Origin of the sequence: Phaeobacter piscinae, from assembly GCF_002407245.1 — a bacterium.
In the GTDB taxonomy this organism is placed as follows: Bacteria; Pseudomonadota; Alphaproteobacteria; order Rhodobacterales; family Rhodobacteraceae; genus Phaeobacter; species Phaeobacter piscinae.
This window is the reverse complement of sequence record NZ_CP010681.1, coordinates 325,190-351,512: the sequence shown is the minus strand read 5'-3', so window position 1 is coordinate 351,512 and position 26,323 is coordinate 325,190. Positions and strand designations below refer to the sequence as shown.

The 26,323-nt window shown below is 58.7% G+C and carries 26 protein-coding genes; 17 read left to right on the top strand and 9 right to left on the bottom strand.

The window, feature by feature from the left end:
* The first annotated feature begins 16 nt into the window (after positions 1–16).
* The 14 genes from paaD (at position 17) to phaeop14_RS01550 (ending at position 12,693) form a co-directional block, all read left to right on the top strand.
* Complete coding sequence (gene paaD, locus phaeop14_RS01615) at positions 17–490, top strand: 1,2-phenylacetyl-CoA epoxidase subunit PaaD (RefSeq protein ID WP_040180541.1); 474 nt, start codon at positions 17–19, stop codon at positions 488–490.
* A gap of 10 nt (positions 491–500) precedes the next feature.
* Positions 501–1,574 carry a 2Fe-2S iron-sulfur cluster-binding protein gene (locus tag phaeop14_RS01610; RefSeq protein ID WP_040171164.1) on the top strand — a complete coding sequence of 358 codons (1,074 nt, stop codon included), beginning with the start codon at positions 501–503 and terminating at the stop codon, positions 1,572–1,574.
* A 62-nt stretch (positions 1,575–1,636) separates the two neighbouring features.
* Positions 1,637–2,404, top strand: a complete 768-nt coding sequence (locus phaeop14_RS01605) for a Phenylacetic acid catabolic protein (RefSeq protein ID WP_096788548.1) — start codon at positions 1,637–1,639, stop codon at positions 2,402–2,404.
* A gap of 126 nt (positions 2,405–2,530) precedes the next feature.
* A complete protein-coding gene (locus tag phaeop14_RS01600) occupies positions 2,531–3,397 on the top strand; it encodes a branched-chain amino acid aminotransferase (RefSeq protein WP_096788547.1) in 867 nt (288 codons plus the stop codon).
* Between the two features lie 86 nt (positions 3,398–3,483).
* Positions 3,484–3,939 (top strand): universal stress protein, encoded by a 456-nt coding sequence (locus phaeop14_RS01595; RefSeq protein ID WP_014873502.1) that lies wholly within the window; start codon positions 3,484–3,486, stop codon positions 3,937–3,939.
* A 162-nt stretch (positions 3,940–4,101) separates the two neighbouring features.
* Positions 4,102–4,665 (top strand): NifU family protein, encoded by a 564-nt coding sequence (locus tag phaeop14_RS01590; protein WP_014873501.1) that lies wholly within the window; start codon positions 4,102–4,104, stop codon positions 4,663–4,665.
* Positions 4,655–5,251 (top strand): tRNA (adenosine(37)-N6)-threonylcarbamoyltransferase complex dimerization subunit type 1 TsaB, encoded by a 597-nt coding sequence (gene tsaB, locus phaeop14_RS01585; protein WP_096788546.1) that lies wholly within the window; start codon positions 4,655–4,657, stop codon positions 5,249–5,251. The genes phaeop14_RS01590 and tsaB overlap by 11 nt, the downstream gene beginning before the upstream one ends.
* A 64-nt stretch (positions 5,252–5,315) precedes the next feature.
* Positions 5,316–5,732, top strand: a complete 417-nt coding sequence (locus phaeop14_RS01580) for a GNAT family N-acetyltransferase (protein WP_096788545.1) — start codon at positions 5,316–5,318, stop codon at positions 5,730–5,732.
* A 129-nt stretch (positions 5,733–5,861) separates the two neighbouring features.
* On the top strand, positions 5,862–6,857 hold the full coding sequence (locus phaeop14_RS01575; protein ID WP_096788544.1) for a BMP family lipoprotein: 996 nt from the start codon (positions 5,862–5,864) through the stop codon (positions 6,855–6,857).
* A gap of 198 nt (positions 6,858–7,055) precedes the next feature.
* Positions 7,056–8,585 carry an ABC transporter ATP-binding protein gene (locus phaeop14_RS01570; protein WP_096788543.1) on the top strand — a complete coding sequence of 510 codons (1,530 nt, stop codon included), beginning with the start codon at positions 7,056–7,058 and terminating at the stop codon, positions 8,583–8,585.
* A complete protein-coding gene (locus phaeop14_RS01565) occupies positions 8,586–9,680 on the top strand; it encodes an ABC transporter permease (RefSeq protein WP_040171184.1) in 1,095 nt (364 codons plus the stop codon). It begins immediately after the preceding gene.
* Positions 9,680–10,645 (top strand): ABC transporter permease, encoded by a 966-nt coding sequence (locus phaeop14_RS01560; RefSeq protein WP_040171186.1) that lies wholly within the window; start codon positions 9,680–9,682, stop codon positions 10,643–10,645. The genes phaeop14_RS01565 and phaeop14_RS01560 overlap by 1 nt, the downstream gene beginning before the upstream one ends.
* A 232-nt stretch (positions 10,646–10,877) precedes the next feature.
* Positions 10,878–11,801 (top strand): sulfite exporter TauE/SafE family protein, encoded by a 924-nt coding sequence (locus phaeop14_RS01555; protein ID WP_014879074.1) that lies wholly within the window; start codon positions 10,878–10,880, stop codon positions 11,799–11,801.
* 1 nt (position 11,802) lies between these two features.
* Positions 11,803–12,693, top strand: coding sequence for a TIGR02186 family protein (locus phaeop14_RS01550; RefSeq protein ID WP_040171188.1), 891 nt, complete (start codon positions 11,803–11,805; stop codon positions 12,691–12,693).
* A 95-nt stretch (positions 12,694–12,788) separates the two neighbouring features.
* Here the strand turns inward: phaeop14_RS01550 and phaeop14_RS01545 are convergent, their stop codons facing one another.
* The 6 genes from phaeop14_RS01545 to phaeop14_RS01520 all read right to left on the bottom strand — a co-directional run bounded on the left by phaeop14_RS01545 (position 12,789) and on the right by phaeop14_RS01520 (position 19,810).
* On the bottom strand, positions 12,789–13,547 hold the full coding sequence (locus tag phaeop14_RS01545; RefSeq protein WP_096788542.1) for an SDR family oxidoreductase: 759 nt from the start codon (positions 13,545–13,547) through the stop codon (positions 12,789–12,791).
* Positions 13,544–15,082, bottom strand: coding sequence for an AAA family ATPase (locus phaeop14_RS01540; RefSeq protein ID WP_096788541.1), 1,539 nt, complete (start codon positions 15,080–15,082; stop codon positions 13,544–13,546). The genes phaeop14_RS01545 and phaeop14_RS01540 overlap by 4 nt, the downstream gene beginning before the upstream one ends.
* A gap of 108 nt (positions 15,083–15,190) precedes the next feature.
* Positions 15,191–15,832, bottom strand: coding sequence for an acyl-homoserine-lactone synthase (locus phaeop14_RS01535; RefSeq protein ID WP_096788540.1), 642 nt, complete (start codon positions 15,830–15,832; stop codon positions 15,191–15,193).
* Between the two features lie 94 nt (positions 15,833–15,926).
* Entirely contained in the window at positions 15,927–16,646 is a 720-nt protein-coding gene (locus phaeop14_RS01530; protein ID WP_040171194.1) for a helix-turn-helix transcriptional regulator, read from the bottom strand.
* A 318-nt stretch (positions 16,647–16,964) separates the two neighbouring features.
* Entirely contained in the window at positions 16,965–18,245 is a 1,281-nt protein-coding gene (gene ccrA, locus phaeop14_RS01525) for a crotonyl-CoA carboxylase/reductase (protein WP_014879069.1), read from the bottom strand.
* 161 nt (positions 18,246–18,406) lie between these two features.
* Positions 18,407–19,810, bottom strand: coding sequence for a 1-acyl-sn-glycerol-3-phosphate acyltransferase (locus tag phaeop14_RS01520; protein ID WP_096788539.1), 1,404 nt, complete (start codon positions 19,808–19,810; stop codon positions 18,407–18,409).
* A gap of 341 nt (positions 19,811–20,151) precedes the next feature.
* Between phaeop14_RS01520 and phaeop14_RS01515 the strand changes: the two genes are divergently transcribed.
* The 3 genes from phaeop14_RS01515 (at position 20,152) to deoD (ending at position 23,285) form a co-directional block, all read left to right on the top strand.
* Positions 20,152–22,119 (top strand): protein meaA, encoded by a 1,968-nt coding sequence (locus phaeop14_RS01515; RefSeq protein ID WP_096788538.1) that lies wholly within the window; start codon positions 20,152–20,154, stop codon positions 22,117–22,119.
* Positions 22,120–22,239: 120 nt separating this feature from the next.
* A complete protein-coding gene (locus phaeop14_RS01510; RefSeq protein WP_040180570.1) occupies positions 22,240–22,557 on the top strand; it encodes an H-NS histone family protein in 318 nt (105 codons plus the stop codon).
* 23 nt (positions 22,558–22,580) lie between these two features.
* The gene (gene deoD / locus phaeop14_RS01505) at positions 22,581–23,285 is read left to right on the top strand and encodes a purine-nucleoside phosphorylase (RefSeq protein ID WP_040180572.1); all 705 of its coding nucleotides are present in this window, start codon (positions 22,581–22,583) and stop codon (positions 23,283–23,285) included.
* A 75-nt stretch (positions 23,286–23,360) separates the two neighbouring features.
* Here deoD and phaeop14_RS01500 read toward each other — a convergent pair whose 3' ends face one another.
* The 3 genes from phaeop14_RS01500 to phaeop14_RS01485 all read right to left on the bottom strand — a co-directional run bounded on the left by phaeop14_RS01500 (position 23,361) and on the right by phaeop14_RS01485 (position 26,218).
* The gene (locus tag phaeop14_RS01500; RefSeq protein ID WP_096788537.1) at positions 23,361–24,236 is read right to left on the bottom strand and encodes an urea carboxylase-associated family protein; all 876 of its coding nucleotides are present in this window, start codon (positions 24,234–24,236) and stop codon (positions 23,361–23,363) included.
* A gap of 92 nt (positions 24,237–24,328) precedes the next feature.
* Complete coding sequence (locus phaeop14_RS01495) at positions 24,329–25,510, bottom strand: type III PLP-dependent enzyme (RefSeq protein WP_096788536.1); 1,182 nt, start codon at positions 25,508–25,510, stop codon at positions 24,329–24,331.
* Positions 25,511–26,017: 507 nt separating this feature from the next.
* On the bottom strand, positions 26,018–26,218 hold the full coding sequence (locus tag phaeop14_RS01485) for a hypothetical protein (RefSeq protein ID WP_096788535.1): 201 nt from the start codon (positions 26,216–26,218) through the stop codon (positions 26,018–26,020).
* Between the last annotated feature and the right edge of the window lie 105 nt (positions 26,219–26,323).

The following is a 26,323-nucleotide window of genomic DNA, read 5'->3' as shown; positions in this document are numbered from 1 at the left end:
AGTGAGGATAGACCGCATGAGCCAGGTGACAACTCAGCCAAGCATTGACCAGATCTGGGAGTGGCTCGACGCTGTGCCTGACCCGGAAATCCCGGTGATTTCACTGGTGGATCTGGGCGTCATCCGTGGTGTGGCCTGGGATGGGGAAACTCTGGTTGTGTCAGTCACCCCTACCTACTCTGGCTGCCCGGCAACTGCAGTGATTGCCCTGGATATCGAAACAGCCCTGCGCGGCCACGGCATTGCGGATTTGAGACTGAAGACCCAGATCTCCCCTGCCTGGACCACCGATTGGCTGTCCGACAAGGGCCGCGCCAAGTTGGAGGCCTACGGCATCGCCCCGCCCCAAGCCGCAGGCGGGCCCGAAAAATGCCCGCACTGCGGCAGTACAGAAGTCACCAAGGTCAGCCAGTTCGGCTCGACACCCTGCAAGGCTCACTGGCGCTGCCAGGACTGCCTTGAACCTTTTGATTATTTCAAGTGCATCTGAGGAGACCCTGATGGCGCGCTTTCACGACCTAGAAGTCACCGATGTCCGTAAAACCATCCGCGATGCGGTAGTGGTCACCCTGAAGCCCACGGGCGGTGCGGCTGAGGAGTTTGATTTCACCCAAGGCCAATACCTGACTTTCCGCCGCGACTTCGACGGCGAGGAGCTGCGCCGCAGCTATTCGATCTGCGCCGGGCGCGGCGAGGGTATCCTGCAAGTCGGCATCAAACGTGTTGACGGCGGCGCCTTCTCAACCTGGGCCAATACCGAGTTGAAACCCGGCGACACCCTGCAGGCGATGCCGCCGATGGGCACATTCTTCACACCGCTCGATGCAAGTGCGGAGAAGCACTATCTGGGTTTTGCCGGCGGTTCCGGCATCACGCCGGTGCTGTCGATCCTTAAGACCACGCTGGCGGCAGAACCCAACGCCTCCTTTACGCTGGTCTATGCCAACAAGGGCGTGAACACGATCATGTTCCGCGAAGAGCTGGAGGACCTCAAGAACCTGTACATGGGCCGCCTCAACGTGATCCATGTGCTGGAGTCTGACGCGCAGGAGATCGACCTCTTCACCGGCCTCGTGACCGAGGACAAATGCGCGCAGCTGTTCGAGCACTGGATCGACATCAAGTCGGTCGACACCGCCTTCATCTGCGGCCCCGAGCCGATGATGCTGGGCATCGCCAGTGCCTTGCGTACCGCCGGCCTTAGTGACAGTCAGATCAAGTTCGAGCTATTCGCCTCTGCCCAGCCGGGACGCGCCAAACGCACCGTCACCGCAAGCGATGCCGCCTCAGGCGCGAACCAGACCAAGGCCGCCATCACACTGGACGGCGCCACCCAGACCATCGAGATGGGTAAGGACATGACCCTGCTGGACGCCGCGCTGGAAAACGCGATGGACGCGCCTTACGCCTGCAAAGCCGGCGTCTGCTCCACTTGCCGCTGCAAGGTACTGGAGGGCGAGGTCGAGATGGTCGCCAACCATGCGCTTGAGGACTACGAAGTCGAGAAAGGCTATGTCTTGTCCTGTCAGGCTTATCCGCTCAGTGACAAAGTGGTGGTGGACTACGATCAATAGCCCATTAGGTTAGGGCGCAGGCAGCGACAGCCCCCCATCAGCAGACCCAAGGAGACCATGGCATGAATGATGAGATGAGCATCGAGAGCTATCTGGCGGCCGGTGGCGTCCTTAGCAATCCATCCAATGTGCCGCCGCGCTACCGCGCTGAGTTGATGACAATCATGGCCAGCTTCGTCGACAGCGCGCTTGCAGGCGCGGCGGGATTCGTTGATATCATCAACGAAGGTCCGGGCATCAAATCCCGCATGGCTGCGGCCCGGATAGTGCTGGAAAAAACCGCCAACGCTGATCGTGTTTTGCAGGTCATGGGCGATTTCGGTGCCGACACCGAACGCTATGTGGATCATCACCCCTGGACTGCGCGCCTGGATCGCGAGGCCGGGCTGGATCAGAGCCGTTCCAAACACGACCGGCGCCTTGCGGTATTCAACTACCCGCTGGAAGGGTGGGCCGATGCTGTGGTTATGAACCTTCTGATGGGCCGCGCGGTCGCTGTGCAGCTGGCAGAGTTGTCGATGATTTCCTACCAACCATTGGCTGAAGCCTTCCGCGCGATTCAGCCCGTCGAAGCCCATCATGCGCGTCTTGCCCACGAAGGGCTGTCGCGATTGGTGCAGGAAGGCGACATCAACATGTTGCAGGAATCCATCCACTATTGGTGGCCCCGGGTGGCCATCAGCTTTGGCGCTGATGCCTCTGACAAGTTCGAGACCCTCTGTGCGCTCGGCCTGCGCCACCGCAGCAATGCGGACCTGCGCACCAGGTGGCAAAGCGAGATGCGCGGCGTTCTGCGAGAGTTGGGGCTGGAGGCCCCAGAGCCCGCCTGACCAAAGCGTAGTGATCGCTCAGATCTGGCAATACGCCCAGGCGCAGATGGCAGGAAAAGGTCTGGACGACTGACCCATTGCGCCCTAGGGTCACCCCACTCCAGCACCCACAGGACGAGGCCCGGCATGGCGATCAGCAAGACCATTCGCACCTATTTCAACGGCAGCTGGCACGATGGCGATGTCGCGATCATGAAGGCTGCAGACCATGCGGCCTGGCTCGGGTCCTCGGTGTTTGACGGGGCGCGTCTGTTTGATGGGGTCACCCCCGATCTTGATCTGCACTGCGCCCGCGCCAATGCCTCCGCTGAGGCGCTTATGATGGCGCCGACCGTCAGTGTCGCTGATATGGTCGCCATCGCCAAAGACGGCCTATCTCTCTTTGCACACGGCGCGGCCGTCTACATCCGGCCTATGTATTGGGCGACAGGCGGCGATTCCACGATGATTGCTCCGGGGCCCGAAAGCACCCAGTTCGCACTCTGCCTGGAAGAGATCCCGATGGCGCCCCCGACCGCCTCCGCCACACTGACCCGCACCTCCTTTCGGCGGCCCATCCTTGAGAGCGCGGTGGTGAATGCGAAGGCAGGCTGCCTCTATCCTAACAACGCCCGTATGCTGCGTGAAGCCCGCGCCAAAGGCTTCAGCAACGCCTTGGCGTTGGATGCGATGGGCAATGTCGCTGAAACCGCGACGGCAAATATCTTCATGGTGCGTGACGGAGAGGTCTTCACACCAATCGCAAACGGCACCTTTCTTGCCGGGATCACACGTGCCCGACATATCGCAAACCTGCGCGCCGATGGTGTCACGGTTCACGAGAGCGTCCTGGGCTACACGGATTTTGAACAGGCCGATGAGATTTTCATGTCGGGCAATATGAGCAAAGTCACCCCGGTCACCTCCTTTGATGATCGCCAGTATCAGATCGGCCCAATCACCAAACGAACCCGCGACCTTTACTGGGACTGGGCCACAAGCAACGGCAGTTGATCCCGGCCGCGTGACGCCGCGTGCTCGTCTATTGCACCATGGGATCGCTTGCGCCATGATCCAATCGGAACAACCAGAGGATCAATATGCGCAAATTTCTTGTCGTATTGGATGACAGCCGGGAATGCCTGAACGCGATGCGGTTCGCTGCCATGCGCGCTGCCAAAACCGGCGGCGGAGTGGAGATCCTTTCGGTGATTCCCCCGGATGAGTTCAACCACTGGATCGGCGTCGGCGAAGTGATGCGGGAGGAAGCCCGTGAACGCATACATGCGCATTTTGAAGTTTTTGCGAAATGGATGCGTGATCGTCAGGGGATTGAACCGAAACTTGTGATCCGTGAAGGCGAAGCCGTGCCCGAGATCATCGCCCAGATCGAGTCCGATACCGAAATCGGTGTTCTGGTGCTGGGCGCGGGGGATGATCGCAAAGGTCCCGGCCCGCTTGTTACTCAACTGAGCCGCTCTTCCGGCAGCCTGCCGGTGCCGATCACAATTGTGCCCGGCGATCTGTCCAAGGAAAAACTGGAAGCGATCACCTGATCGCTTCTGACCTGCCAGCATGGTTGCCCTTCTCCTCCTGAGGAGATTGGACCCGGACGCGCCAGCACGGCCCGATAGGGCTTTCAAATTTAGAATTGTTCCAAATCTTGACTTAAGCGGGTCGGAGGCGCATATCTCTGCCACGCTTTAAGGAGGCCCGACATGTTCATTCAGACCGAATCCACGCCCAACCCGGCGACGCTGAAATTCCTGCCGGGCCAGACTGTTCTGGAGATGGGCACCGCTGATTTTCCAACCGCCGATGCCGCAGGCAGCTCGCCTCTGGCGCAGCGAATCTTTGCCGTTTCCGGGGTCACCGGCGTGTTCTTTGGCAATGACTTTGTCACGGTCACCAAGGCTGACACCGTTGAGTGGGACCACATCAAGCCCGCGATCCTGGGTGCCGTGATGGAGCATTTCCAGTCCGGCCAGCCCGTCATCTCAGAGGGCGGTGAGCAAACCTCGGGCCATGCTGAACACACTGGCGAGGATGGCGAAATTGTCAACCAGATCAAAGAGCTGCTCGACAGCCGTGTCCGCCCTGCGGTGGCACAGGATGGCGGCGACATCACGTTCCATGGCTTTGATCGCGGCGTTGTCTATCTGCACATGCAGGGTGCCTGTGCCGGTTGTCCGTCTTCAACGCTGACCCTGAAAATGGGCATTGAAAACCTGCTGCGTCACTACATCCCGGAAGTGACCGAGGTACGCCCCGTTGCCGTCTGACGCCCTCGTCCTTGGATTTGATACATCGGCCGCGCATTGCGCGGCCGCTTTGTTACAGGGTGACGTCATCCTTGCCCAAGCGTGCGAAGAGATGGCGCGCGGACAGGCCGAGCGTCTGATACCGCTGCTGGAAGAGGTGCTGGATCAGGGCGGAGTGACTTGGGCGGATCTTGATGCGCTGGGAGTTGGCGTGGGTCCGGGCAACTTCACCGGCATTCGCATTGCCGTCTCAGCTGCGAGAGGCCTGGCACTGGGGTTGGAAATCTCCGCCGTGGGCGTCAGCGGGTTTGAGGCGCGTGAGCACCCCGGCACATTCGCCGCGGTACCTGCGCCACGTGATCAGGTCTACGCGCACCCCCCCGGAGAAGACCCTCGGCTGATGCCGCTTGCCGAAGCGCAAGCCATCGCAACCGCGCTGAGGTTGGAATTGGTTGCCGAGGCGACGCCACCGCGCATCGCCGAAACAATCGCGCGCAGGGCTGCAGAGCGCTACAAAGACACTATATCCGCCCCGGCCCCGCTGTATCTGCGAGCGGCTGATGCCGCTCCCGCCAAAGACGCACCGCCAACACTGATTGACGGCTAAAATCTGCCTGCTGACCATGACAACACCCGTGCATAACCACCCGAGCTCTCCGACGCCGGAGGAGATGGCCCGCACCCATCAGGCTGCCTTTCTGCAGGGTCGCCCCTGGTCAGCACGCGAATTTGCGGCCCTGCTGGACAGCCCCTTCAGCTATGCCGTCGGGGATGCGCGTAGTTTTGCCCTTGGCCGCGTCGTTGCGGGAGAAGCGGAACTGCTGACGATTGCCACCCACCCCGATCATCAACGGCAAGGTCTGGCGCAGGCGATTCTGGAGAGATGGTGGGAGGTCGCCTTGGCGCATGGTGCAACCGATGGGTTTCTGGAGGTCGCAGAAGACAACCAACCGGCCCGCAGCCTGTACAAGGCTTTTGGATTCGCAGAGAGCGGCCGACGGGTCGGATACTACCCCCGCCAAGGCACAGCAGCAGTGGACGCAGTGCTCATGAGGGTCAGTTTACGCAAGGCCGAAAGCGTAGAATAACACCAAAAGGTCAAAAAACGGTTGACCCTTTCCGCAGCCTACGGCCTAAATTGTCGCACCTTTTTAAAAACACATGGGTTGGGGCGGTCAAACTGGCCGCATCAAGAACAACAAATTGGGAGTACCCCTATGACCCTGATGAAATCCCTGATGAGCGCCGCGGCAGCCGTGGCGCTGACAGCGGGTGCTGCGATGGCAGAACCGGCGCTGATCTTCGATCTGGGCGGCAAGTTCGACAAGTCCTTCAACGAAGCAGCCTTCACCGGCGCGCAGCGTTGGGCTGAAGAGACCGGCGAAAGCTTCCGCGAAATCGAACTGCAGTCCGAAGCTCAGCGTGAGCAGGCGCTGCGCCGCTTTGCCGAAGCGGGCGCCAACCCGATCGTAATGGCAGGCTTTGCCTTCGCCGATGCACTCGGTCAGGTCGCTGCAGACTATCCGGACACCAAATTCGTGATCATCGACATGGTTGTCGATGCACCCAACGTCCGCTCTGTGGTCTTCAATGAGCACGAAGGCTCCTACCTCGTGGGTATGCTGGCAGCCAAGGCATCCAAATCGGGCACCGTTGGTTTCATCGGCGGCATGGATATCCCGCTGATCCGCAAATTCGCCTGTGGCTACGCCGAGGGCGTAAAAGCGGCCAACCCGGACGCAACCGTGATCGCCAATATGACCGGCACCACCCCGGCGGCCTGGAACGACCCGGTCAAAGGCTCCGAGCTGACCAAAGCGCAAATCAGCCAGGGCGCTGACGTTGTCTATGCAGCAGCAGGCGGCACCGGCGTTGGCGTACTGCAGACCGCAGCTGACGAGGGCATCCTGTCGATCGGTGTGGACAGCAACCAGAACCACCTGCACCCGGGCAAGGTCCTGACCTCCATGATGAAGCGCGTCGACAACGCTGTGTTCGAAGCCTTCTCCGACGGTCCTGAACTGGAAACTGGTTTCTCTGTCATGGGCCTGTCGAACGGTGGTGTTGGCTTCGCAGTTGACGACAACAATGCGTCACTGATCACCGAAGAGATGACCGCTGCCACTGATGCTGCGGCCGCCAAGATCGCAACCGGTGAGATCACTGTGCATGACTATATGTCGGACGACAGCTGCCCGGCTCTGTCCTTCTAAGCACTGAACTGCCCCCCGGCCCACCGTGATCCTCTTGCGATCATGGTGGTGACCGGGGGTTTCATATTGCCCGGAGGCTGCGCCTTTGCCGCCTCCGGGTTTGGTTTTTCCTAGGTTGGCTAAAATGCACATGTTAACCGCCCGTCGCTGTGACGGGGATCTGTGCAAACTGATCGAGGATGAATAAGGGGAGCCCGAATGACGGCACCAGCAATTGAACTAAAAGGCATTTCCAAAGCCTTTGGCCCGGTTCAGGCCAATAAGGACATCTCAATCCGTGTTGCCCCTGGCACGATCCACGGGATTATCGGCGAAAACGGAGCGGGCAAATCAACGCTGATGAGCATCCTCTACGGGTTCTACAAGGCCGACAAAGGCGAGGTTTGGATTCACGGGAAACGGACCGAAATACCCGACAGCCAAGCGGCGATCTCAGCCGGTATCGGCATGGTGTTCCAACACTTCAAGCTCGTTGAAAACTTCACCGTGCTGGAGAATATCATTCTGGGTGCCGAGGACGGTGGGCTGCTAAAGCCATCGCTGAGCAAGGCGCGAAAATCGCTGAAGGATCTGGCAGCCGAGTATGAGCTGAACGTTGACCCTGATGCGCGCATCGACGAAATCGGCGTGGGTATGCAACAGCGCGTCGAGATTCTGAAGGCGCTCTACCGGCAGGCCGACATTTTGATTCTGGATGAACCGACCGGCGTGCTGACCCCGGCAGAAGCAGATCAGCTGTTCCGCATTCTGGACCGGCTGCGCGCTGAGGGGAAAACGATCATCCTGATCACCCACAAGCTGCGCGAGATCATGGAATATACCGACACGGTGTCAGTGATGCGCCGTGGCGAGATGACCGCCACCGTAAAGACCGCCGAGACCAGCCCCGAGCATCTGGCCGAGCTGATGGTCGGTCGCAAGGTGCTGCTGCGCGTCGACAAGGTCCCCGCGACCCCTGGCAAACCGATCCTCGAGATTGAGAATCTCAGCGTTGTTGATGAGGCCGGTGTCGCGCGTGTTAAGAACATTGATCTGACCGTCCGAGCCGGAGAAATCCTGGGGATCGCCGGTGTTGCGGGCAATGGCCAGTCCGAGCTGATGGAAGTCTTGGGTGGCATGCGTGAAGGTCAGGGAAGCATTCGCCTTAATGGCGCGCCCTTGGCATTGTCTGGTGCCGGATCTGACGCCCGTGCCCGTCGCGCAGCCCATGTGGCCCATGTTCCCGAAGACCGCCAGCGCGAAGGTCTGATCATGGACTTCCACGCCTGGGAAAACGTCGCATTCGGCTATCACCACGCCCCTGAGTACCAGCGCGGTCTGTTGATGAACAACGCCGCCCTGCGCGCCGATACAGAAGCCAAGATGGCCAAGTTTGACGTGCGTCCGCCGGATCCATGGCTCGCTGCCAAGAATTTCTCCGGAGGCAATCAGCAGAAAATCGTTGTGGCCCGCGAAATCGAGCGCAACCCGGAGCTGTTGCTGATCGGCCAGCCCACACGGGGCGTCGATATCGGTGCCATCGAGTTTATTCACAAGCAGATCGTCGAACTGCGCGATCAGGGAAAAGCTATCCTCTTGGTCTCGGTCGAGTTGGAAGAGATCCTATCGCTCGCCGACCGTGTTGCTGTGATGTTTGACGGGATGATCATGGGCGAACGCCCGGCAGATCAGACAGATGAGAAAGAGCTGGGCCTGTTGATGGCCGGCGTCGCGGGGGAGGCCGCGTAAATGGATAAGATGCCTAAATGGGCCGATGTCGTGCTGATCCCGCTGATCAGTCTCATATTGGCCGCAATTCTGTCTGCCTTGGTGATCCTTGGCATTGGTGAAGACCCGATCGCCGCGGTGAACCTGATGGTATCCGGCGCGCTGGGATCAACCTATGGCTGGGGCTATACGCTCTACTACGCCACCAACTTCCTGTTCACGGGCCTGGCAGTCTCCGTGGCCTTCCACGCGCGGCTGTTCAACATCGGCGGTGAAGGTCAAGCCATGCTCGGCGGCCTTGGGGTCGCCCTGGTCTGTCTTTATATCCCGTGGCCACATTGGTCGCTTGCATTGATCTTTGCCAGCCTTGGTGCTGCGCTGTTCGGGGCAGCCTGGGCGGCCATTCCAGCCTATCTTCAGGCAAAGCGCGGCAGCCACATCGTGATCACCACCATTATGTTCAACTTCATCGCTGCTGCGGTGCTGAACTATGTGCTGGTGAACCTGCTGCGCCCAGAAGGATCAATGGATCCAGCCACAGCCCGCTTTCCTGAAGCCGTTCACCTGCCGTCACTGCATGAACTTCTGGCGCCTATCGGCATCGAGTTTTCCAAGGCGGCGCCAGCAAATGTCAGTTTTCTTGTGGCTGTTGGTGCCTGTATCGCCGTCTGGCTGCTAATCTGGCGCACCAAGCTTGGCTATGAAATTCGGGCCTATGGCAACTCTGAATATGGCGCGCTCTATGCCGGGATTTCACCGGTCAAGATCACCATGATTGCCATGCTGATCTCAGGCGGTCTGGCCGGTATGATGGCTACCAACAATGTGATGGGGGAGGCAGAGCGTCTGGTTCTGAACTCCACCGAAGGCGCCGGTTTCATCGGCATCGCCGTGGCTCTTATGGGGCGCAGCCATCCCTTTGGTGTGTTCCTTGCCGCGATCCTGTTCGGCTTCCTCTATCAGGGTGGCGCTGAACTGGCGCTCTGGACCAGCATCCCGCGCGAATTGATCGTGGTCATTCAGGCCCTGGTGATCCTGTTCACGGGCGCATTGGACAATATGGTGAGAGGCCCGCTGGAGCGGATCTTCCTCGCTCTGCGCCGGGGGAAAGCGTGATGGATTTTCTGACTCTGATCCAGGTGCTTGACAGCACCGTTCGCCTTGCCACGCCGCTGCTCCTGGCCTGTCTGGCAGGTCTGTTCTCTGAACGTGCGGGCATTTTCGACATTGGTCTTGAGGGCAAGATGCTGATGGCTGCATTTTTCTCCGCTGCGGTTGCCGCGACCACGGGGAATGTCTGGCTGGGCCTTTTGGCCGGTATCGCCTCTTCATTGGTCCTCAGCGGGCTGCACGGCCTTGCCTCGATCACTTTCCGTGGCAACCAGCTGATCTCCGGTGTGGCGATCAACTTCCTCGCTGCCGGCATGACGGTGCTGATTGCGCAGGACTGGTTCCAGCAGGGCGGTCGTACCCCGTCCCTGTTCTCAGGTGGTCGTTTTGAACCACTCAATCTGCCGTTTGCGGATGCACTGGCGGATGTGCCGGTACTGGGCCCGATCTATAGCGAGCTGCTGTCTGGCCACTCCGTGCTGGTTTACTTGGCCTTCCTAGCGGTTCCCGCGACCGCATGGATCCTGTTTGGCACCCGCTTTGGCCTGCGCCTGCGCGCCGTTGGGGAGAACCCGGCAGCCGTTGATACCGCCGGTGTGTCCGTGGTCGGGCTGCGTTACGCTGCCGTGATGATCTGCGGCCTCCTTTGCGGGATCGCAGGTGCATATCTTGCGACCGCACTTCAGGCCGGGTTTGTGAAGGACATGACCGCAGGCCGGGGCTTCATTGCCTTGGCAGCGCTGATTTTTGCGAAGTGGCGTCCGTGGCATGCGCTTGGAGCCTGCCTTCTGTTCGGCCTCCTGCAAGCGGTTGCCCTCCGGTTTCAGAACATCGAAATCGGGACCTTTGTGATCCCGGTACAGATGATGGACGCGTTGCCCTACATTCTGACAGTCGTGATTTTGGCTGGCTTTGTTGGCAAGGCTGTACCGCCCAAGGCCGGCGGTGAGCCCTACGTCAAGGAGCGCTGATATCCAGCTCCATTCCGCATAGTCCCTTGGGACTGTGCGGAAACATCGTCGAGCGCCCGGCCATGGCCGGGCGTTTTGCGTTTCACTCTACTTGCACACGTCGAACAGCAATCAACAGCACCGACCCCCTGCCGAAAATCATAGGTCCAGTTTTCCCCACAGCATCAGTCCTGTTTTCTGCACAGCGGCATCGACAGTTGATTTTACGCAGGTGCTGCGGTCTAACACTGATATGCAGATTTATCTTCCCATCGCCGAGGTGTCGGTCAACGCATTCCTGCTTCTGGGGCTCGGCGGTATGGTCGGCATCCTGTCCGGCATGTTCGGGGTTGGCGGCGGCTTTCTGATGACGCCGCTCTTGTTTTTCATTGGTATCCCCCCGGCAGTTGCCGTAGCTACCGAGGCCAATCAGATCGTCGCCTCCTCTTTTTCCGGCGTTCTTGCGCATTTCAGGCGGCGAACCGTCGACATCAAGATGGGTCTGGTCCTGCAAGCCGGAGGTCTGCTGGGCGCTGCGCTCGGGGTGGTGGTCTTCAACTATCTCAAGGCGCTTGGTCAGGTCGATCTACTGGTCAAACTCTGCTATGTCGTCTTCCTTGGCGTGGTTGGCGGGTTGATGTTCGTCGAAAGCCTGAACGCAATCCGAAAATCCAAGGCCTCCGCAGGTGCGGCGCCAGCGCCCCGCAGACAGCGTGGTTGGGTCCATGCTCTGCCATTTAAGATGCGATTTCGCACGTCTGGTCTCTACATTTCGGTCATTCCACCACTACTGGTCGGTGTCGTTGTTGGTATTCTGGCAGCGATCATGGGGGTTGGTGGTGGTTTCATCATGGTGCCAGCGATGATCTATATTCTAGGCATGCCAACCAAAGTTGTTGTGGGCACATCGCTGTTCCAGATCATTCTGGTGACGGCCTTCACCACCATGCTACACGCCACCACGAACTACACTGTGGATATCGTCCTTGCGGTTCTGTTGCTGGTCGGCGGCGTCATCGGTGCGCAGATCGGCACTCGGATTGGGGTTTATCTGAAGGCGGAGCAGTTGCGTATCCTGCTCGCCCTCATGGTGATCGTGGTCTGTGTCAAGCTTGGTCTGGACCTCTTGCTCATGCCGTCCGAGCTCTACTCGCTCGGCAGCGACGGGGGCCATTAAGATGCTCCGTTGCGCTACCCATCGTAATCACCAAATCAAGGTGCGCTCAGGCTGGCGCGGCGCCAGTCGACGGCTTTGTGCAGCAGTCTTCTTGGCGATGCCGTTCACGCCACTTGCCTCAGCCCCAACGGCAGCGCAAACCGCCACCAACCTAGCCGACACTGAACCCGCAGCCGGACCGCGCGAAGAGGTTGTCCTGGGACTCAGCCAGGACCGTGTGGCCATCACTGCCAACTTTGACGGCTCGGAGATCCTGATCTTTGGCGCCGTGAAGCGCGAGGCACCGATCCCGCAGGATGACCCGCTTGAGGTGATTGTCGCGGTGTCCGGCCCGGCGTCTCCGGTGATGGTTCGGCGCAAGGAGAAAAAGCTGGGCATTTGGGTCAATACTGACAGCGTTCTGGTGGATTCGGCCCCCAGTTTTTATGCGGTCGCCACCAGCGCGCCCCTCTCGCAGGTGCTGAGCGATACCGAAGATCTGCGGTATCGGGTGTCGGTGGGTCGTGCGATCCGCTCGGTTGGGGCGGGGATGCACATCCGTGGTGCCCAGCAATTCGCCGAAGCCGTGATCCGCATCCGCTCAGACAATGATCTCTACTCGCTACGGGAAAATACCGTCGCGGTGGATCAGCAGACCTTGTTTCGCACCGCGATTGACATGCCTGCCGACCTGACCGAAGGGGCTTATAGCACGCGCATCCTGCTTACCCGCGGGGGATCAGTGGTGGCGCAGTACGAAACCAGCATAGATGTGCGCAAGGTGGGGCTGGAGCGTTTTCTCTACGCGATGTCGCGCGAACAGCCGTTTCTCTACGGTTTGATGTCATTGGCCATTGCGATCGCCGCAGGTTGGGGTGCTTCCGCCGCCTTCCGCCTCCTGCGCAGGAGTTAAGGACAGCCCCCGCCGCGCAAAGCGCGGCGCCACCCCCAACGGGTGCGTTGCCAGCTTGCTGGTATCGTACCGGGCGGGAGCCGCCCGCGTCTTGCCTAGCCGCGTCCGATATAGGGCATGGTCGTCGCCATGACCGTCATGAATTGCACATTCGCCTCAAGCGGCAGATCTGCCATATGCAGCACTGACTGTGCGGCATCTGCCACAGCAAAAGTCTCCATTGGTGCGGCTGTCGGATCTGCTGCAATCTGGCGCGCGCTCAAATCTTCCACCATGGGGGTGCGTGCGTTTCCAATATCAATTTGCCCGCAGGCAATCTGAAAGGGGCGCCCGTCCAACGACAGGCTACGGGTCAGCCCGGTAATCGCGGATTTTGTCGCGGCATAGGGCGTTGATCTTGGGCGCGGCACATGGGCCGCGATGGATCCGTTGTTGATGATCCGGCCGCCCTGTGGTGATTGCCGGCGCATCTGGCGAAAGGCCGCGCGCGCTGCCAAAAACATACCGTTTAAGTTCACATTGACAGCGGCAAACCAATCTTCCAGCTCAATCTCGTCAATGGTGCCCGAAGGGGTAAATATACCGGCATTGTTGAACAGCACATCCAACCGCCCTACCCGCTTTGCAAAGCAATCAAACGCTTGGTCCACTGCGTCTGAGTCTGTCACATCAGCGGGTAGAACATGAGCTGTGTCACGCCCCTGTGCGACTTCTTCCAACTGCTCTGCACGACGCGCCAACAGGCCAACCTGCCAGCCTTTCTCCAGAAACACCTCAGCTACGGCACGACCGATACCAGAACTTGCACCGGTGATCAGGATCGTACGCCTGGAGGTTTCGTCCATTGCGCTCATACCGGGCTGTCCTCCTGCATTTCCAATGTCAGAGCGCTGGCTGGTGCTGCGCGCAGGTCGTCCACCTGCAGCGGGCCGGTTGGCTTTGCCAGACGGTTGCGCACCACCCAGATAAGCCGTTCCTGTGCCCGTGTGATGGCGACATAGGTCAACCGCTTCCACAGGGGCTGACCAGCCTCCACCCGTCCCATCCGCGCAGCCGCGTAGATGTCCGGGGCAAAAACCTGTGCCGTTGGCCACTGCGACCCTTGGGCCTTGTGAATGGTGACCGCTGCCCCATGCAGAAACGCGGCCCCCATACGCGCGGCAAACGGAATGAAGGGCTCTTCTTCTTCGGGTTTCTCGATCTTCACAATTGACGCGGCGGACACCTGCGGATCTTCTGCTCCCATCACATGAAGACGCGAAAACCCCGGTTTCCGGCCCGGCCCGAGATAGATCACCTGGGCGCCCTTGATCAGACCACGGGCCTCCAGATCCAACCGTTTCTTGCGGTGTTTCATCGGCAGTTCAATGCCATCACAGATCAGCGGTTCGCCCGCCAGCAGACTGTCTTCCGGGGCACCATGCACATTTCTGAAGGCGTTGATCAGCCGAATTCGGGTGTTGTTGCGCCAGACCAAGACCGGGGAACGCGCCATCAAATCCACCTCCACCCGCTGGCCCCAGACGACGCGCTCATCCTGGCGGGAGAGATCTTCGACCATACGCTCAAAATCCTCAAAGCCGACGTCGGGATCTGCAAGCGCATGGGCAAGATCCAGAATAGGGTTGCCGACCTCCTGGCGGTGTATGCGGTTGAGGATCAGCTTGCGCTCTTCCGGCAGTGTCTCAAAGACCATCGCACCTGATTGGTTCACTGGCGCCAGCTGTGCGGGATCTCCGAACAGCAACAATGTCGGAAAAATCTCCTTCAGATCCTGAAACTGGCGGTCATCCAGCATGGAGGCCTCATCGATAAAGCCGATGTCCAGCGGCTCCTCTCGGCGTTTCCAGCCGGTGATGAAATCGGACCCCCGCAGCCCGGCAGCCGCCAAGGCGCCCGGGATGGATTTATTGCGCTCATAGAAGGCTTTGGCACGGGCCAGCGCCTCCTCGGTCAACCCTTCAATTTCCGGCTCGTCACCGCTACCGGCTAGCCATTCGGCAATTCGCTCGTATTCAGGATCATAGACCGGCGTGTAGAGAATTCGGTGAATCGTGGTTGCAGGCACACCCCGCAGGCGTAGAACACTGGCCGCTTTGTTTGTCGGCGCCAGGATCGCAAGCGTGCGGCGGTCCTCGTTTTTCTTCCGGCTTTCATAGTCGCCCGATACGACTTCAACACCGGCTTTCTCCAGTGCCTTGTACAGCTCCGCCAGCAACAGCGTTTTGCCGGAACCGGCCTTGCCGATCACAGCCATTGCACCGCCGTCACCACGCGGCGGGTGTAGCAGATCATCTTCCAGATCGACCCCCGCGTCATGAAGAAGACTGCTGACGCGATCAAAGGCAACCGCCTGATCATCGGAGAATTTTATGGGTGCTGCGCTCATGTCGCGACCCTACAGGGGCAGGGCCGGCTGCACCAGAGCAGACGGCCCTGCATGTCCCGGTTTTGGCAGCGGTCAGGTCTGCCTCTAACGTCCTCTTTAGCGCAGCCGTCAGCCGGTCAGGGCGACGGGTCCAGGCTCCTCTGCCCCGCCAAACGAACGATCAAACCACAATGTCGACAGCTCTGGCTGAATACCCGCCTTCTGTGCAACGCGGTGATAGGTTTCCGACGAATAATCCCAAAGGCCGAGGCAGATCCGGTCCCGCCCCTCGCCCATGGTGCCAATGACGTCCGGACTAAAACCAAGCGACCGGTAGATCCGGACCATACGACGGTCAAACACCCCTGCAAAATGGGCGATGTTGAAGTTGCGCATGATCTCCAGCCCGGCCAAGGTCAGGGCCCCGGCGACGTTACCACTGACATCACGCGACAGGCAGAACCGCGTACATTCCCAGATCAGCGGGCTACAGATCGCGTCGCCTCCAGTCAGTTCAGGAAAGACATCGTTTACCATGATCGGACCAGTGGAAGGCAGGAACCGCATCGAGCCACCGTGGCGGCCATCAGCCTGCTCCCAAATCACATAAAGCGGATCAAGCGCATCATATTCATCGCGCTCTTCTCCTTGAGCATCTACCGAGACATCCCACCCGAGCCGCGTCTTGAATTGATCGGCGCGGTCCACAAACATCGAATGGGCCAATTCACGGTGCTGGTGCAGGTCGTGTGCATATACATAGCGAAGCATAATCTAGTCCCCTTTAGATAGAAAAGTGGGACCAGATTACGACCAGAAGAGATTCTCAACTATAAGGTTAATGAATGCCTGTAGCTTCAACGCGTTAAATGATGATCAGCCCGAGACTCAGTGCACGCGCGATGGCATGGGTGGTGTTGATGGCCCCCAATTTGAATCGCGCGCTCTCGATATAGACACGTAAAGTATGCTCGGAGATTGTCAGCGTTTTCGCTACTTGGGCGCGGCTATAGCCCATCGCAAGAAGGGTCAGCGCGTCAATCTCGCGCGGGGACAGCGGTTGCACATGTTCCGGGCTGCGATCGGGTTCAAACTCAAGCGCCTTGCGGTTGAAGTAGTGCCCGATCAGGATCAGATCACGGCTGTGTTTGTCGGTGAATCGGGTCCAGGTGTCATCGTCGCAGTTATGACTGACCGTAAACAGTGCAAATTGTCCGTTTGGACCCCGGATCGGGATCGAATACCCTTGGTTGCCGACGTTATGCGCCAAGGCGTCCTGCAGAAACTCACGCGCCGGTTTGGATGACCAGTCAAGCCGCCGCCAATCGACCGGGTGGAAACGCTGATAACAGCCGATAATGACAGGATCGACGCGAACATAGGCTTTTTCCTGATACCGCTCGACCCAATCCTTCGCGTAAGTACCAAAGTGATAGTGGTCCCCAGCGCTGTCCACCCAGTGATACATGGCGTGATCGACCTCAAAAGTATCGCAGACCCTCTGGATGATTTCCTGCAGACCGTCGACCGAGGTTGTCGCGTCCAACACCTCAAGGATCAGATCAAGATTTACTTTGGTTGCCATAGATTGCCTGAATCTCACTTGGTCTTGGCGCAGCTTCCCTGCACCGTTTCGGCTCTCGGTATACCTTACCAACCGCGTCATGGTCTTTGTGCCGCGATCATCGCAGCAGCGTCAACGGCATGGCAGTATATTGATCGAGTTTTATTTCATAAGGGATTATCAATCGCGCCGCCACAAAATGTCGGCACCATCAGCACCAAGTCGCCTGCCCTTCCAACGTCACGATCCGCTGGGCGACAACGTACCAAACACACGAAAAACCCCGCCAGTCCTATCGGAGACTGGCGGGGCGAAACTGACAGAAATCAGCTGGAGGTTCTACCCTGCCAAGACATCTTCCAGGGTCCGCAGCCCGGTACGCGGCGCCTGGACCAGAACGGACATATTGCCGGGTTTATGTTCATTGCGCAGCATCTTCATATGGGCGTCCGGCAGGTCCGACCAAGAGAAGACCTCAGACATGCAGGGGTCCAGACGACGCTCAACCATCAGCTTGTTTGCTGCGGCTGCCTGCTTCAGATGCGCAAAATGTGAACCCTGCAGGCGCTTCTGATGCATCCACATATAGCGCACGTCAAAGGTCAGGTTATAGCCGGTGGTACCAGCGCAGATCACAACCATACCGCCCTTTTTGCAAACAAAGGTCGAGACCGGGAATGTGCTTTCGCCCGGATGTTCAAACACCATGTCAACATTATTGCCCTTACCGGTGATATCCCAGATCGCCTTACCGAACTTACGCGCTTCCTTAAACCAATTGGCATATTCAGGGGTGTTCACTGTCGGCAGCTGGCCCCAGCAGTTGAAATCTTTGCGATTGATGACACCTTTGGCCCCCAATCCCATGACAAAGTCGCGTTTGCTCTCGTCAGAGATCACACCGATGGCATTGGCGCCGGCGGTGTTGATCAACTGGATCGCATAGGAGCCGAGGCCACCCGATGCGCCCCAGACAAGTACGTTCTGGCCCGGCTTCAGATCATGTGGTTCATGGCCGAACAGCATCCGGTAAGCGGTGGCCAGTGTCAGCGTATAACAGGCGCTTTCTTCCCATGTCAGATGTTTAGGGCGCGGCATCAGCTGCTGTGACTGAACATTGGTGAACTGGGCAAAAGATCCATCAGGGGTCTCATAGCCCCAGATCCGCTGGCTGGGGGAATACATCGGATCGCCGCCGTTGCATTCCTCATCATCACCGTCGTCCTGATTGCAGTGGATCACCACCTCGTCGCCGACCTTCCAGCGCTTCACCTTGTCGCCAACTGCCCAGACAATGCCAGAGGCATCGGAACCTGCGATATGAAACGGGGCGCCATGCCCATCAAAGGGGCTGATGGGTGTGCCAAGTGCGGCCCAAACACCGTTGTAGTTCACCCCGGCTGCCATCACGAGAACGAGCACATCGTGGCTGTCCAGCTTAGGCACATCGACAACCTCCTGCACCATGGCGGTGTCGGGGTTGCCGTGACGTTCCTTGCGGATTGTCCACGCATACATTTTCTGCGGCACATATCCCATCGGCGGCAGTTCACCGATCTCGTAGAGCTCTTTTTCAGGGGCCTCGTAGGAGAGGGCGCCGTTCTGCGTATCCAAAGCCATGCTGGCCTCCTTTTTTCCGCTGTTCGCCGCAATGCAGAATCGCAGCTGCTACCTAGGGAATAAGATTCACCAAGCAACAATGCAACATCATTTATTCAATTTTGGTAATTTTATAACCCAGCAAACGCGGAATATTCCTTCGCACTCGCAGCAAAACCGCCCTATTCAGCCTGCGTTTCGGGCAGATCAGGGATGAGATGTCGAATGGAATTCGCATAGTAGACAAGCAGATCCCGGCGCTCAGCGACCACCTGATAGCGGTTCTGGTGCTCTTCCAGGATCCCCCGGGCTGTCAGCTGACGCAGCCCGGCCTCCGCTGCGTAACCCTGCCCCCCGCCCGGCGTATGAATATGGGCAAAGGGCATCTGTGCCAGTAGCCCCTCCATCGCCTGTTCGATATCTGACCGTCCCCAAGGGTCGGAGCCAGGCGGCAAGCGCACCAGCGTCGCGGCCACCAGAGCCACCGGCAGGACCGGAACACATTCACCAATCCGCCCCATCAACTCCTCCGCCAAAACGGTCGGCGCATCTCCCTCCCCGTCGCGCAACATAAACGCCCGTAGGCTGAGTGGACGCCCGAAGCTGACCGCCGCATATCCAAATCGTTGGTAGCGTCCTGTGAGCCAGAGCATCAGTTGACGCAGCATTCGGATGACGACCACATGGATGCGCGGTCGAAACCGCCGCTCTCCGGCTTGGGCCGCCGACGTCAGAATCTTGTCCTCAAGGACGCGGTCGTAATTCAGAGCGACCGGCACAAAAACCACATCCCGCCCCCCTTCGCCCTGGGCCAACTGCCCATCGACAATATACTTGAGCAGCCCCAACTTCGGCTCGGCCAGGGCTCCGTCCAGGCTGAGCCCGCCCTCGGGAAACATCGCCTGTGTCACACCGCCTTGCGTCGCCAATCGTACGTAGGTTGCAAGAACACGGCGATAGAGGTCATTTCGTGATTTCCGACGAATAAAATATGCGCCCATTGCCCGGATCAACCGTGATAAGGGCCAAACCCGCGCCCACTCCCCCACCGCGTAGGAGAGCGCGGACCGATCTGCCGCGAGGTAGGTTATCAGCACATAGTCCATATTTGACCGGTGGTTCATCACAAACACCACGGTCGCCTCCGGATCAATGGCCTTGAGCGCGGCTTCGTCGACGTAACCGAGGCGCACCCGGTAGACGGCGTTGGACAGAAACCGAGCCACGCGGATCGCAATGCTGAAATAAGCAACGGCAGAGAATGAAGGCACAATCTCACGCGCGTAGCGGCGGGCCTCCTCGAAGGCGACGTTCTCGGGAATACTCATATTACGCGCATGATCCGCGATCGCTTGTGCCACCTGCGGGTCATAAATCAGCCGTTGGATCATGTCGTAGCGCCGCGCCAGTTTGAATGGCTGAATAGGGCGCTCGAGCCGCCGATTGAGCCGCGCCACCGCACGCTCAAGTCGACGACGAAAGAACCACCGTACCGAAGGGAACAGAAAATGCGACGCCAATGTAGTCGCAGCAAACAACAGGATCAGCACAAAGAGCCAAAGCGGGAGTTCCACAGTCTGCGTCATTCTCAGACCCTTCCCCATGCTTACAGCGTTTACAAGCACTTTGACCGATGGCGAGGCAGGAGCCGGCATCTATCCCGTCTAGGCGACCGCCGCCCACAGGCGAAAATCAATGCACTATAGGCGCCTTCAGCAGACATTCTGCACACTGGAGCATGTGCCGCATTCTCATTCAGGCATGAGAGCCAGAACAGGCTTTATGGCAAAATACGACATCGCGCAGCTGCCCGCCGCCTTGACCACATCGATCATGCCGCAACGCAGCGAATTGACACGGGTCTATAATTACTATTTAGATCCATTCAGGGAAATATAATTACCGCAATTCTGTTGGGAGGCTGACGATGCCGCAGATGCAAAAAGACCGCCCTTGGCTGATCCGCACGTATGCGGGCCACTCCACTGCCAGCGCATCCAACGCGCTCTACCGTGCCAACTTGGCGAAAGGGCAAACCGGTCTTTCCGTCGCCTTCGATCTGCCAACGCAGACCGGCTATGACAGCGACCACGTCCTGGCTCGCGGCGAAGTGGGCAAGGTTGGTGTGCCGGTCTGCCATCTGGGCGACATGCGGTCCCTGTTCGACCAGATTCCGCTGGAACAGATGAACACCTCCATGACCATCAACGCCACTGCCCCTTGGCTGCTGTCTCTTTATATCGCGGTGGCGGAGGAGCAGGGTGCAGACGTCTCGAAATTGCAAGGCACCGTGCAGAACGACCTGATCAAGGAATACTTGAGCCGGGGCACCTATGTTTGCCCCCCCAAGCCCAGCCTCAAGATGATCGCTGATGTGGCTGAGTACTGCTACACCAATGTGCCCAAATGGAACCCGATGAACGTCTGCTCCTATCATTTGCAGGAAGCAGGCGCGACGCCTGAGCAGGAGCTGGCCTTTGCACTCGCAACCGCACAGGCGGTGCTGGACGAGCTGAAACCGCGCATCGCGCCCGAGGATTTCCCGGCAATGGTGGGGCGGATCTCCTTTTTCGTGAACGCGGGCATCCGGTTCGTGACCGAAATGTGCAAGATGCGCGCCTTTGTCGATCTTTGGGACGAGATCTGCCGCGACCGCTACGGCGTCGAGGATCCCAAATTCCGCCGCTTCCGCTACGGCGTGCAGGTGAACTCGCTGGGCCTGACAGAACAGCAGCCGGAGAATAATGTTTACCGTATATTGATCGAGATGCTGGCTGTGACCTTGTCGAAAAAAGCGCGAGCCCGCGCCGTGCAGTTGCCCGCCTGGAATGAGGCGCTTGGCCTGCCCCGCCCCTGGGACCAGCAATGGTCCATGCGGATGCAACAGATCCTCGCCTATGAGACCGATCTTCTGGAATATGGCGATCTGTTTGATGGCAACCCAGCTGTGGATGCAAAAGTTGAAGACCTGAAGACAGGCGCACGTGCTGAGTTGGCGAATCTGGAATCTATGGGCGGCGCGGTGGCCTCTATTGAATACATGAAGGGCCGGTTGGTCGATTCCAACGCCGAGCGCCTGAACCGGATTGAGAAAAACGAAACCGTGGTCGTTGGCGTTAACAAATGGACCGAGGGTGAGCCATCTCCGCTACAGACCGAGGACGGCGGCATCATGGTGGTCGACCCGGCGGTCGAGCAAGAGCAGATCAGCCGCCTGGATGACTGGCGCAGTGGGCGCGACGATGGCGCAGTTCAAACAGCGCTCATGGCTCTGCGGACCGCAGCGCAAAACGGTGACAATATTATGCCGCCCTCCATCGCCGCAGCAAAGGCGGGTGTCACCACCGGCGAATGGGCCGAGGAAATGCGCAAAGTCTATGGCACCTATCGTGGCCCGACCGGTGTTTCGGGATCGGTGTCCAACAAGACTGAAGGCCTGGATGAGTTGCGCGACAAGGTCAATGCGGTGAGCGATCAACTTGGCCGCCGCCTGAAATTTCTGGTCGGGAAACCTGGCCTCGACGGCCATTCAAATGGTGCCGAGCAGATCGCCTTTCGGGCCCGCGACTGCGGCATGGACATCACCTATGACGGTATTCGCATGACCCCGGAGGAACTGGTCGCCTCGGCCATCGCGGATGACGCCCATGTTGTTGGCATGTCGATCCTCTCCGGCAGCCACCTCCCCCTGATCGAAGAGCTGATGGGCCGAATGACAGAGGCCGGTCTTGCGCATGTTCCGGTTATCGTCGGAGGAATCATTCCGGACGATGACGCCGACCGCTTGAAAAAGATGGGGGTGGCTCGTGTTTATACACCCAAGGATTTTGAGCTCAACGCAATCATGGGAGACATTGTCGAACTTGCGAAACAACCAGAAACGGCTGCGCATTAGCGGATTTTCGCGAATAAAAATAATCGAAACAATTTTCTTGGTGAAATCTCCGAGAATATGGGGTCATAAATGAATGCACCTCGGCGTATCGCGTCGTGCATTCATTCATGGAGATAAAAAATGGCCGTTGACCTCACATCGATGTCGCGAAAAGAGCTTTTGGAATTGCAGACGAACGTTGAAAAGGCGTTGAAAGACGCAGAGCAGCGCGAACGTATCGAAGCACTAAAAGCCGCTGAAGAAGCCGCCGCCAAATTCGGTTTCTCGTTGGATGAAATTGCTGGCAATGGCCGTAGCACTGCCAAGAAAACCAAGGCCGCTCCGAAATACCGCAACCCTCAAAACCCGGAAGAAACCTGGACTGGCCGTGGCCGCAAACCACATTGGGTTCATGCAGCACTGACCTCTGGCGTTGATATCTCCGACCTGGAAATCTGATTTTTCGAAACTGAGGATAGAAAATGACTGTTCATATCGGGGCCGCCAAGGGCGAGATTGCCGAAACCGTTTTGTTGCCAGGAGACCCCTACCGCGCAAAATGGGCTGCTGAGACATTTTTGAAAGATGTGCGCCTTATAAATGAGGTGCGCGGAATGCTGGGGTTCACCGGTACATGGAATGGTCATCCGGTGACGATTCAGGGCAGCGGGATGGGCATGCCATCCCTGTCAATCTACGTGAATGAACTGATCCGCGACTATGGAGCAAAAACCCTGATCCGCATCGGATCCTGTGGCGGCATGCAAGATAAGGTGAAGATCCGCGATGTGATCCTCGCCATGACAGCGACAACCACTGGCTCTCCATCACGCGGGATTTTCAAAGAGGTCAATTTCGCTCCCTGTGCCGATTGGTCCCTGCTTCAGGCGGCCGTGAAAGCCGCTGAGACCCATGATTTGACCCCGCATGTCGGCGGCATCTATTCGTCAGATGTGTTCTACGATGAACGCCCGGATCTGAACGAACAAATGGTGCGCCACGGCATTCTGGGCGTCGAGATGGAGGCTGCTGAACTTTACACGCTTGCAGCGCGCTACGGATGTCGCGCCTTGGCAGTGCTGACCGTGTCCGACCACCTTGGTACAGGCGAGGCGCTGCCCTCCGATCAGCGCGAACGCAGCTTCGGAGATATGGTGGAAATCGCACTTGAGGCGGCTTTCGCCTGAACTGATCAAACGCTGTAGTCCGAAAAAAAGGCAGCGCCTCAGGCGTTGCCTTTTTCCTATTGGCAGGATCGCAGATCAGCTGCGCCCATGACTGCCATCGTAGCCATTGCGCGCAGGTGATTGCCAGCCGTCCAACGCAGTGCCCTCGGGCGTAAAGACCTCTACCAACAGCGGGTAGCACGCAGCGCTGTCGCTGGTGTGTTCCGATCCACAATCGCCCCCAGGACACGCACTTAATGCGCCCAACAGGTCGATTTCGGCGAAAAACTCAAGATAGTCACCGGGGCGCACCGGACTGGCCTTCATGAAATACTGCCCGGTATCGCGGGTAAACCCGGTGCACATGAAAACGTTCAGAACGTCGTGTACATGCCGCTCCGCGTCTGCCAGCGATAGGTTCAGTTCATCAGCCAGTGCGCGGGTCAAATTGGAGTGGCAGCAATGGTGATAATGGCCGCCGCCGAGAAGATTGCCGGTATAGGGATCGCAGCGTGTGCCGATCACGTCATGTACTGAACCGCCGTAGCTGTCGATTCCGTACCAGCCAAGACTATCGGCAACAATGGTTGCCATGGGGCGCAGATGCGGCAGTGTGCTCCACAGTCTCTCCCCGGCTGTCACATGGGTTCCGTGCAATGCCCGCGTCTTGCCGGAGAAAAACCGCTCGTTCAGATCGGCGTCGTTCCAGAGGTTCAGGTCCCCCACCTGCGCCCCTTCGACCGATGTAATTCGGAAAAAACTGCCGGCTGCGACACGAAAACAAGCCGCCTGGCGCGGGGCAACAACCACCTCATCGGTCTTCTGCGCTGTCTCACGCGCTGCAAGGTATCGTGGCAAATCCGGCTTTGGCAGCGTTTCGTTGGGATAGCAGATCACTGGCGGGATCGCGCGGCGCTCCTCCGCATCTGACGGCAACCCTGTCTCGGCGTTTGGGAGCTCAGTATTGGACATGGCGCAAACCTCTTTATTGTTTGCGCCATGAAAGCCAAAGCGACGCCCCGAGACAAGCGGTGATTGCGACCGCGTTCCCAAGCCGCCTGACGTCAGATCACCACCACATCCAGCGGCGGGAAGCCATTGAACCCGACCGATGCATAGGTGGTCGTATAGGCGCCACAGGCATGGATCACGACGCGGTCTCCGGCTTTCAGCTCCAGCGGCATTTGATAAAGCTGCTTTTCATAGAGCACATCGGCGCTATCACACGATGGGCCCGCCAGAATGCAGGGACCGGTCTGCCCGTCACCATGATCCGTGGTGATGCGATAGCGGATCGCCTCGTCCATGGTTTCGGCCAGACCGGAGAATTTCCCGATATCCAGATAGACCCAGCGGTGCAGATCACCCGCATCCTTGCGCGACACCAGTAAAACTTCTGCCGCGATTGCGCCTGCCTCTGCCACCAACCCGCGGCCCGGTTCCGCCATGATTTCGCAGGCGTCCGGAAACCGCGCGTTCACCAGCGCCATTACGTCCTGCGCGTAGCGGTTCGGCGCCATCACCTCAGTGCCATAGCTGGCGGGAAAACCGCCGCCAATGTTCAGCAGGGTCAACTCATGTCCGGCGTTCTTGGCCGCGCGCCAGACCTGCGCCACCTGATCAAGCGTGTCGGCCCACATCTGCGGATCACGGGTCTGCGATCCGACATGGAAGGAAAGGCCAGATACGCATAGACCAAGGTCGCGGGCACGGTCCATCAGGGTCAGCGCCATCGCAGGGGTACAGCCGAACTTACGGCTCAACGGCCAATCAGCGCCGGTCGCCTCAACCAGCAGACGGATACAAACCCGCGCACCCGGCGCGTGCTCAGCCAGTTTCTCCATCTCTGCCAAGGCGTCAACGGCGAAATGCGTGATACCGATTTCATGCGCGAAAGCGATGTCCGCCGGGCGCTTGATGGTGTTGCCAAAAGTAATCTGTTTCGGCTTTGCGCCAGCAGCCAAACACATCTCAATCTCAGCCCGACTGGCCGCATCGAAATTGGATCCCATGCTGGTCAGGCGCCTCAGGATCTGCGGCTCCGGATTGGCTTTAACAGCGTAGTGAATACGGGCGCGGCCCAGACCTTGCGCGAGGGCGGCGTATTGCCGGGCAACAGCTTGACTGTCGATCACCAGTGTCGGTCGGTCAAACGCGTTCTGTGCAATGTAAGACAGGTGGCGAGAAACGGGGACAATAGCATCTTGACGGGCAAGTTGCCCGGTTACGTTTGCGTTCATGGTCATCTCCAAAAGACCCGGCCATCTATGACCGCTCACTTCAATCAGAGACGTTACCGTCGCTACGTAACCATGGGGGATAACCCTTGGGACAGAGGCGCGTGCGTTGGCGTCTGTGCGCCGTATCCACCAAAGCAATGAGTCGATCAAGCATTTTTTTCGCCCCATCACTCAACTTATACGTGATAGTCGCACGTGCCGTGTTTCAGCGATCTCACCGGCCATAGAACATCGTGGTTTCAGGGAACGCCCCTACCTACCCCGCCTGCCGCAGACATAGTTTTGGCGCCGCAGAGCCGGGCTGTACTGCCCCGCAAGCCGCACATCTCCATTGGTCAGCCGCGCGTTCCTGCCGCCAACGACAATGTCGGCTCAGACTGGACGTTTTGTGCCGCCAAAGGAAATATCCGAAAACGCCAAGCAACAGGAAGAGGATCAACACGGGCATGTGGCCTGTCTATCTACCGTTTTATTCAGCCGCAACTGTCGCCAACGCCGCCCTGCTCCGACCAATCAGGCCGCAGCGTAGTAATCGACAACGCCCTCAGTGGTCGCAGGCTCTGTGATAGCGCGGGAAGCCACGCGTGGTTCCGGCACATAGTAAGCCCAGGCCTGTTCCAGATGTGCCAGTGCTTCGGCAGCTCGCCCTGCTTTCGGTGATGCCGACGAATTGGCAGCCGTCTGATAAAATTGCGTCGCGGCTTGATCGGTCATGTGATCGCTCCTGCTCAAGAGAATGCCTCTCCCCTGCTCAGGAATTTATGCCTGTGAGCGCGCTAACACACCCTCCGTTTCAACAAGATCGCCATGCGCGCAGCG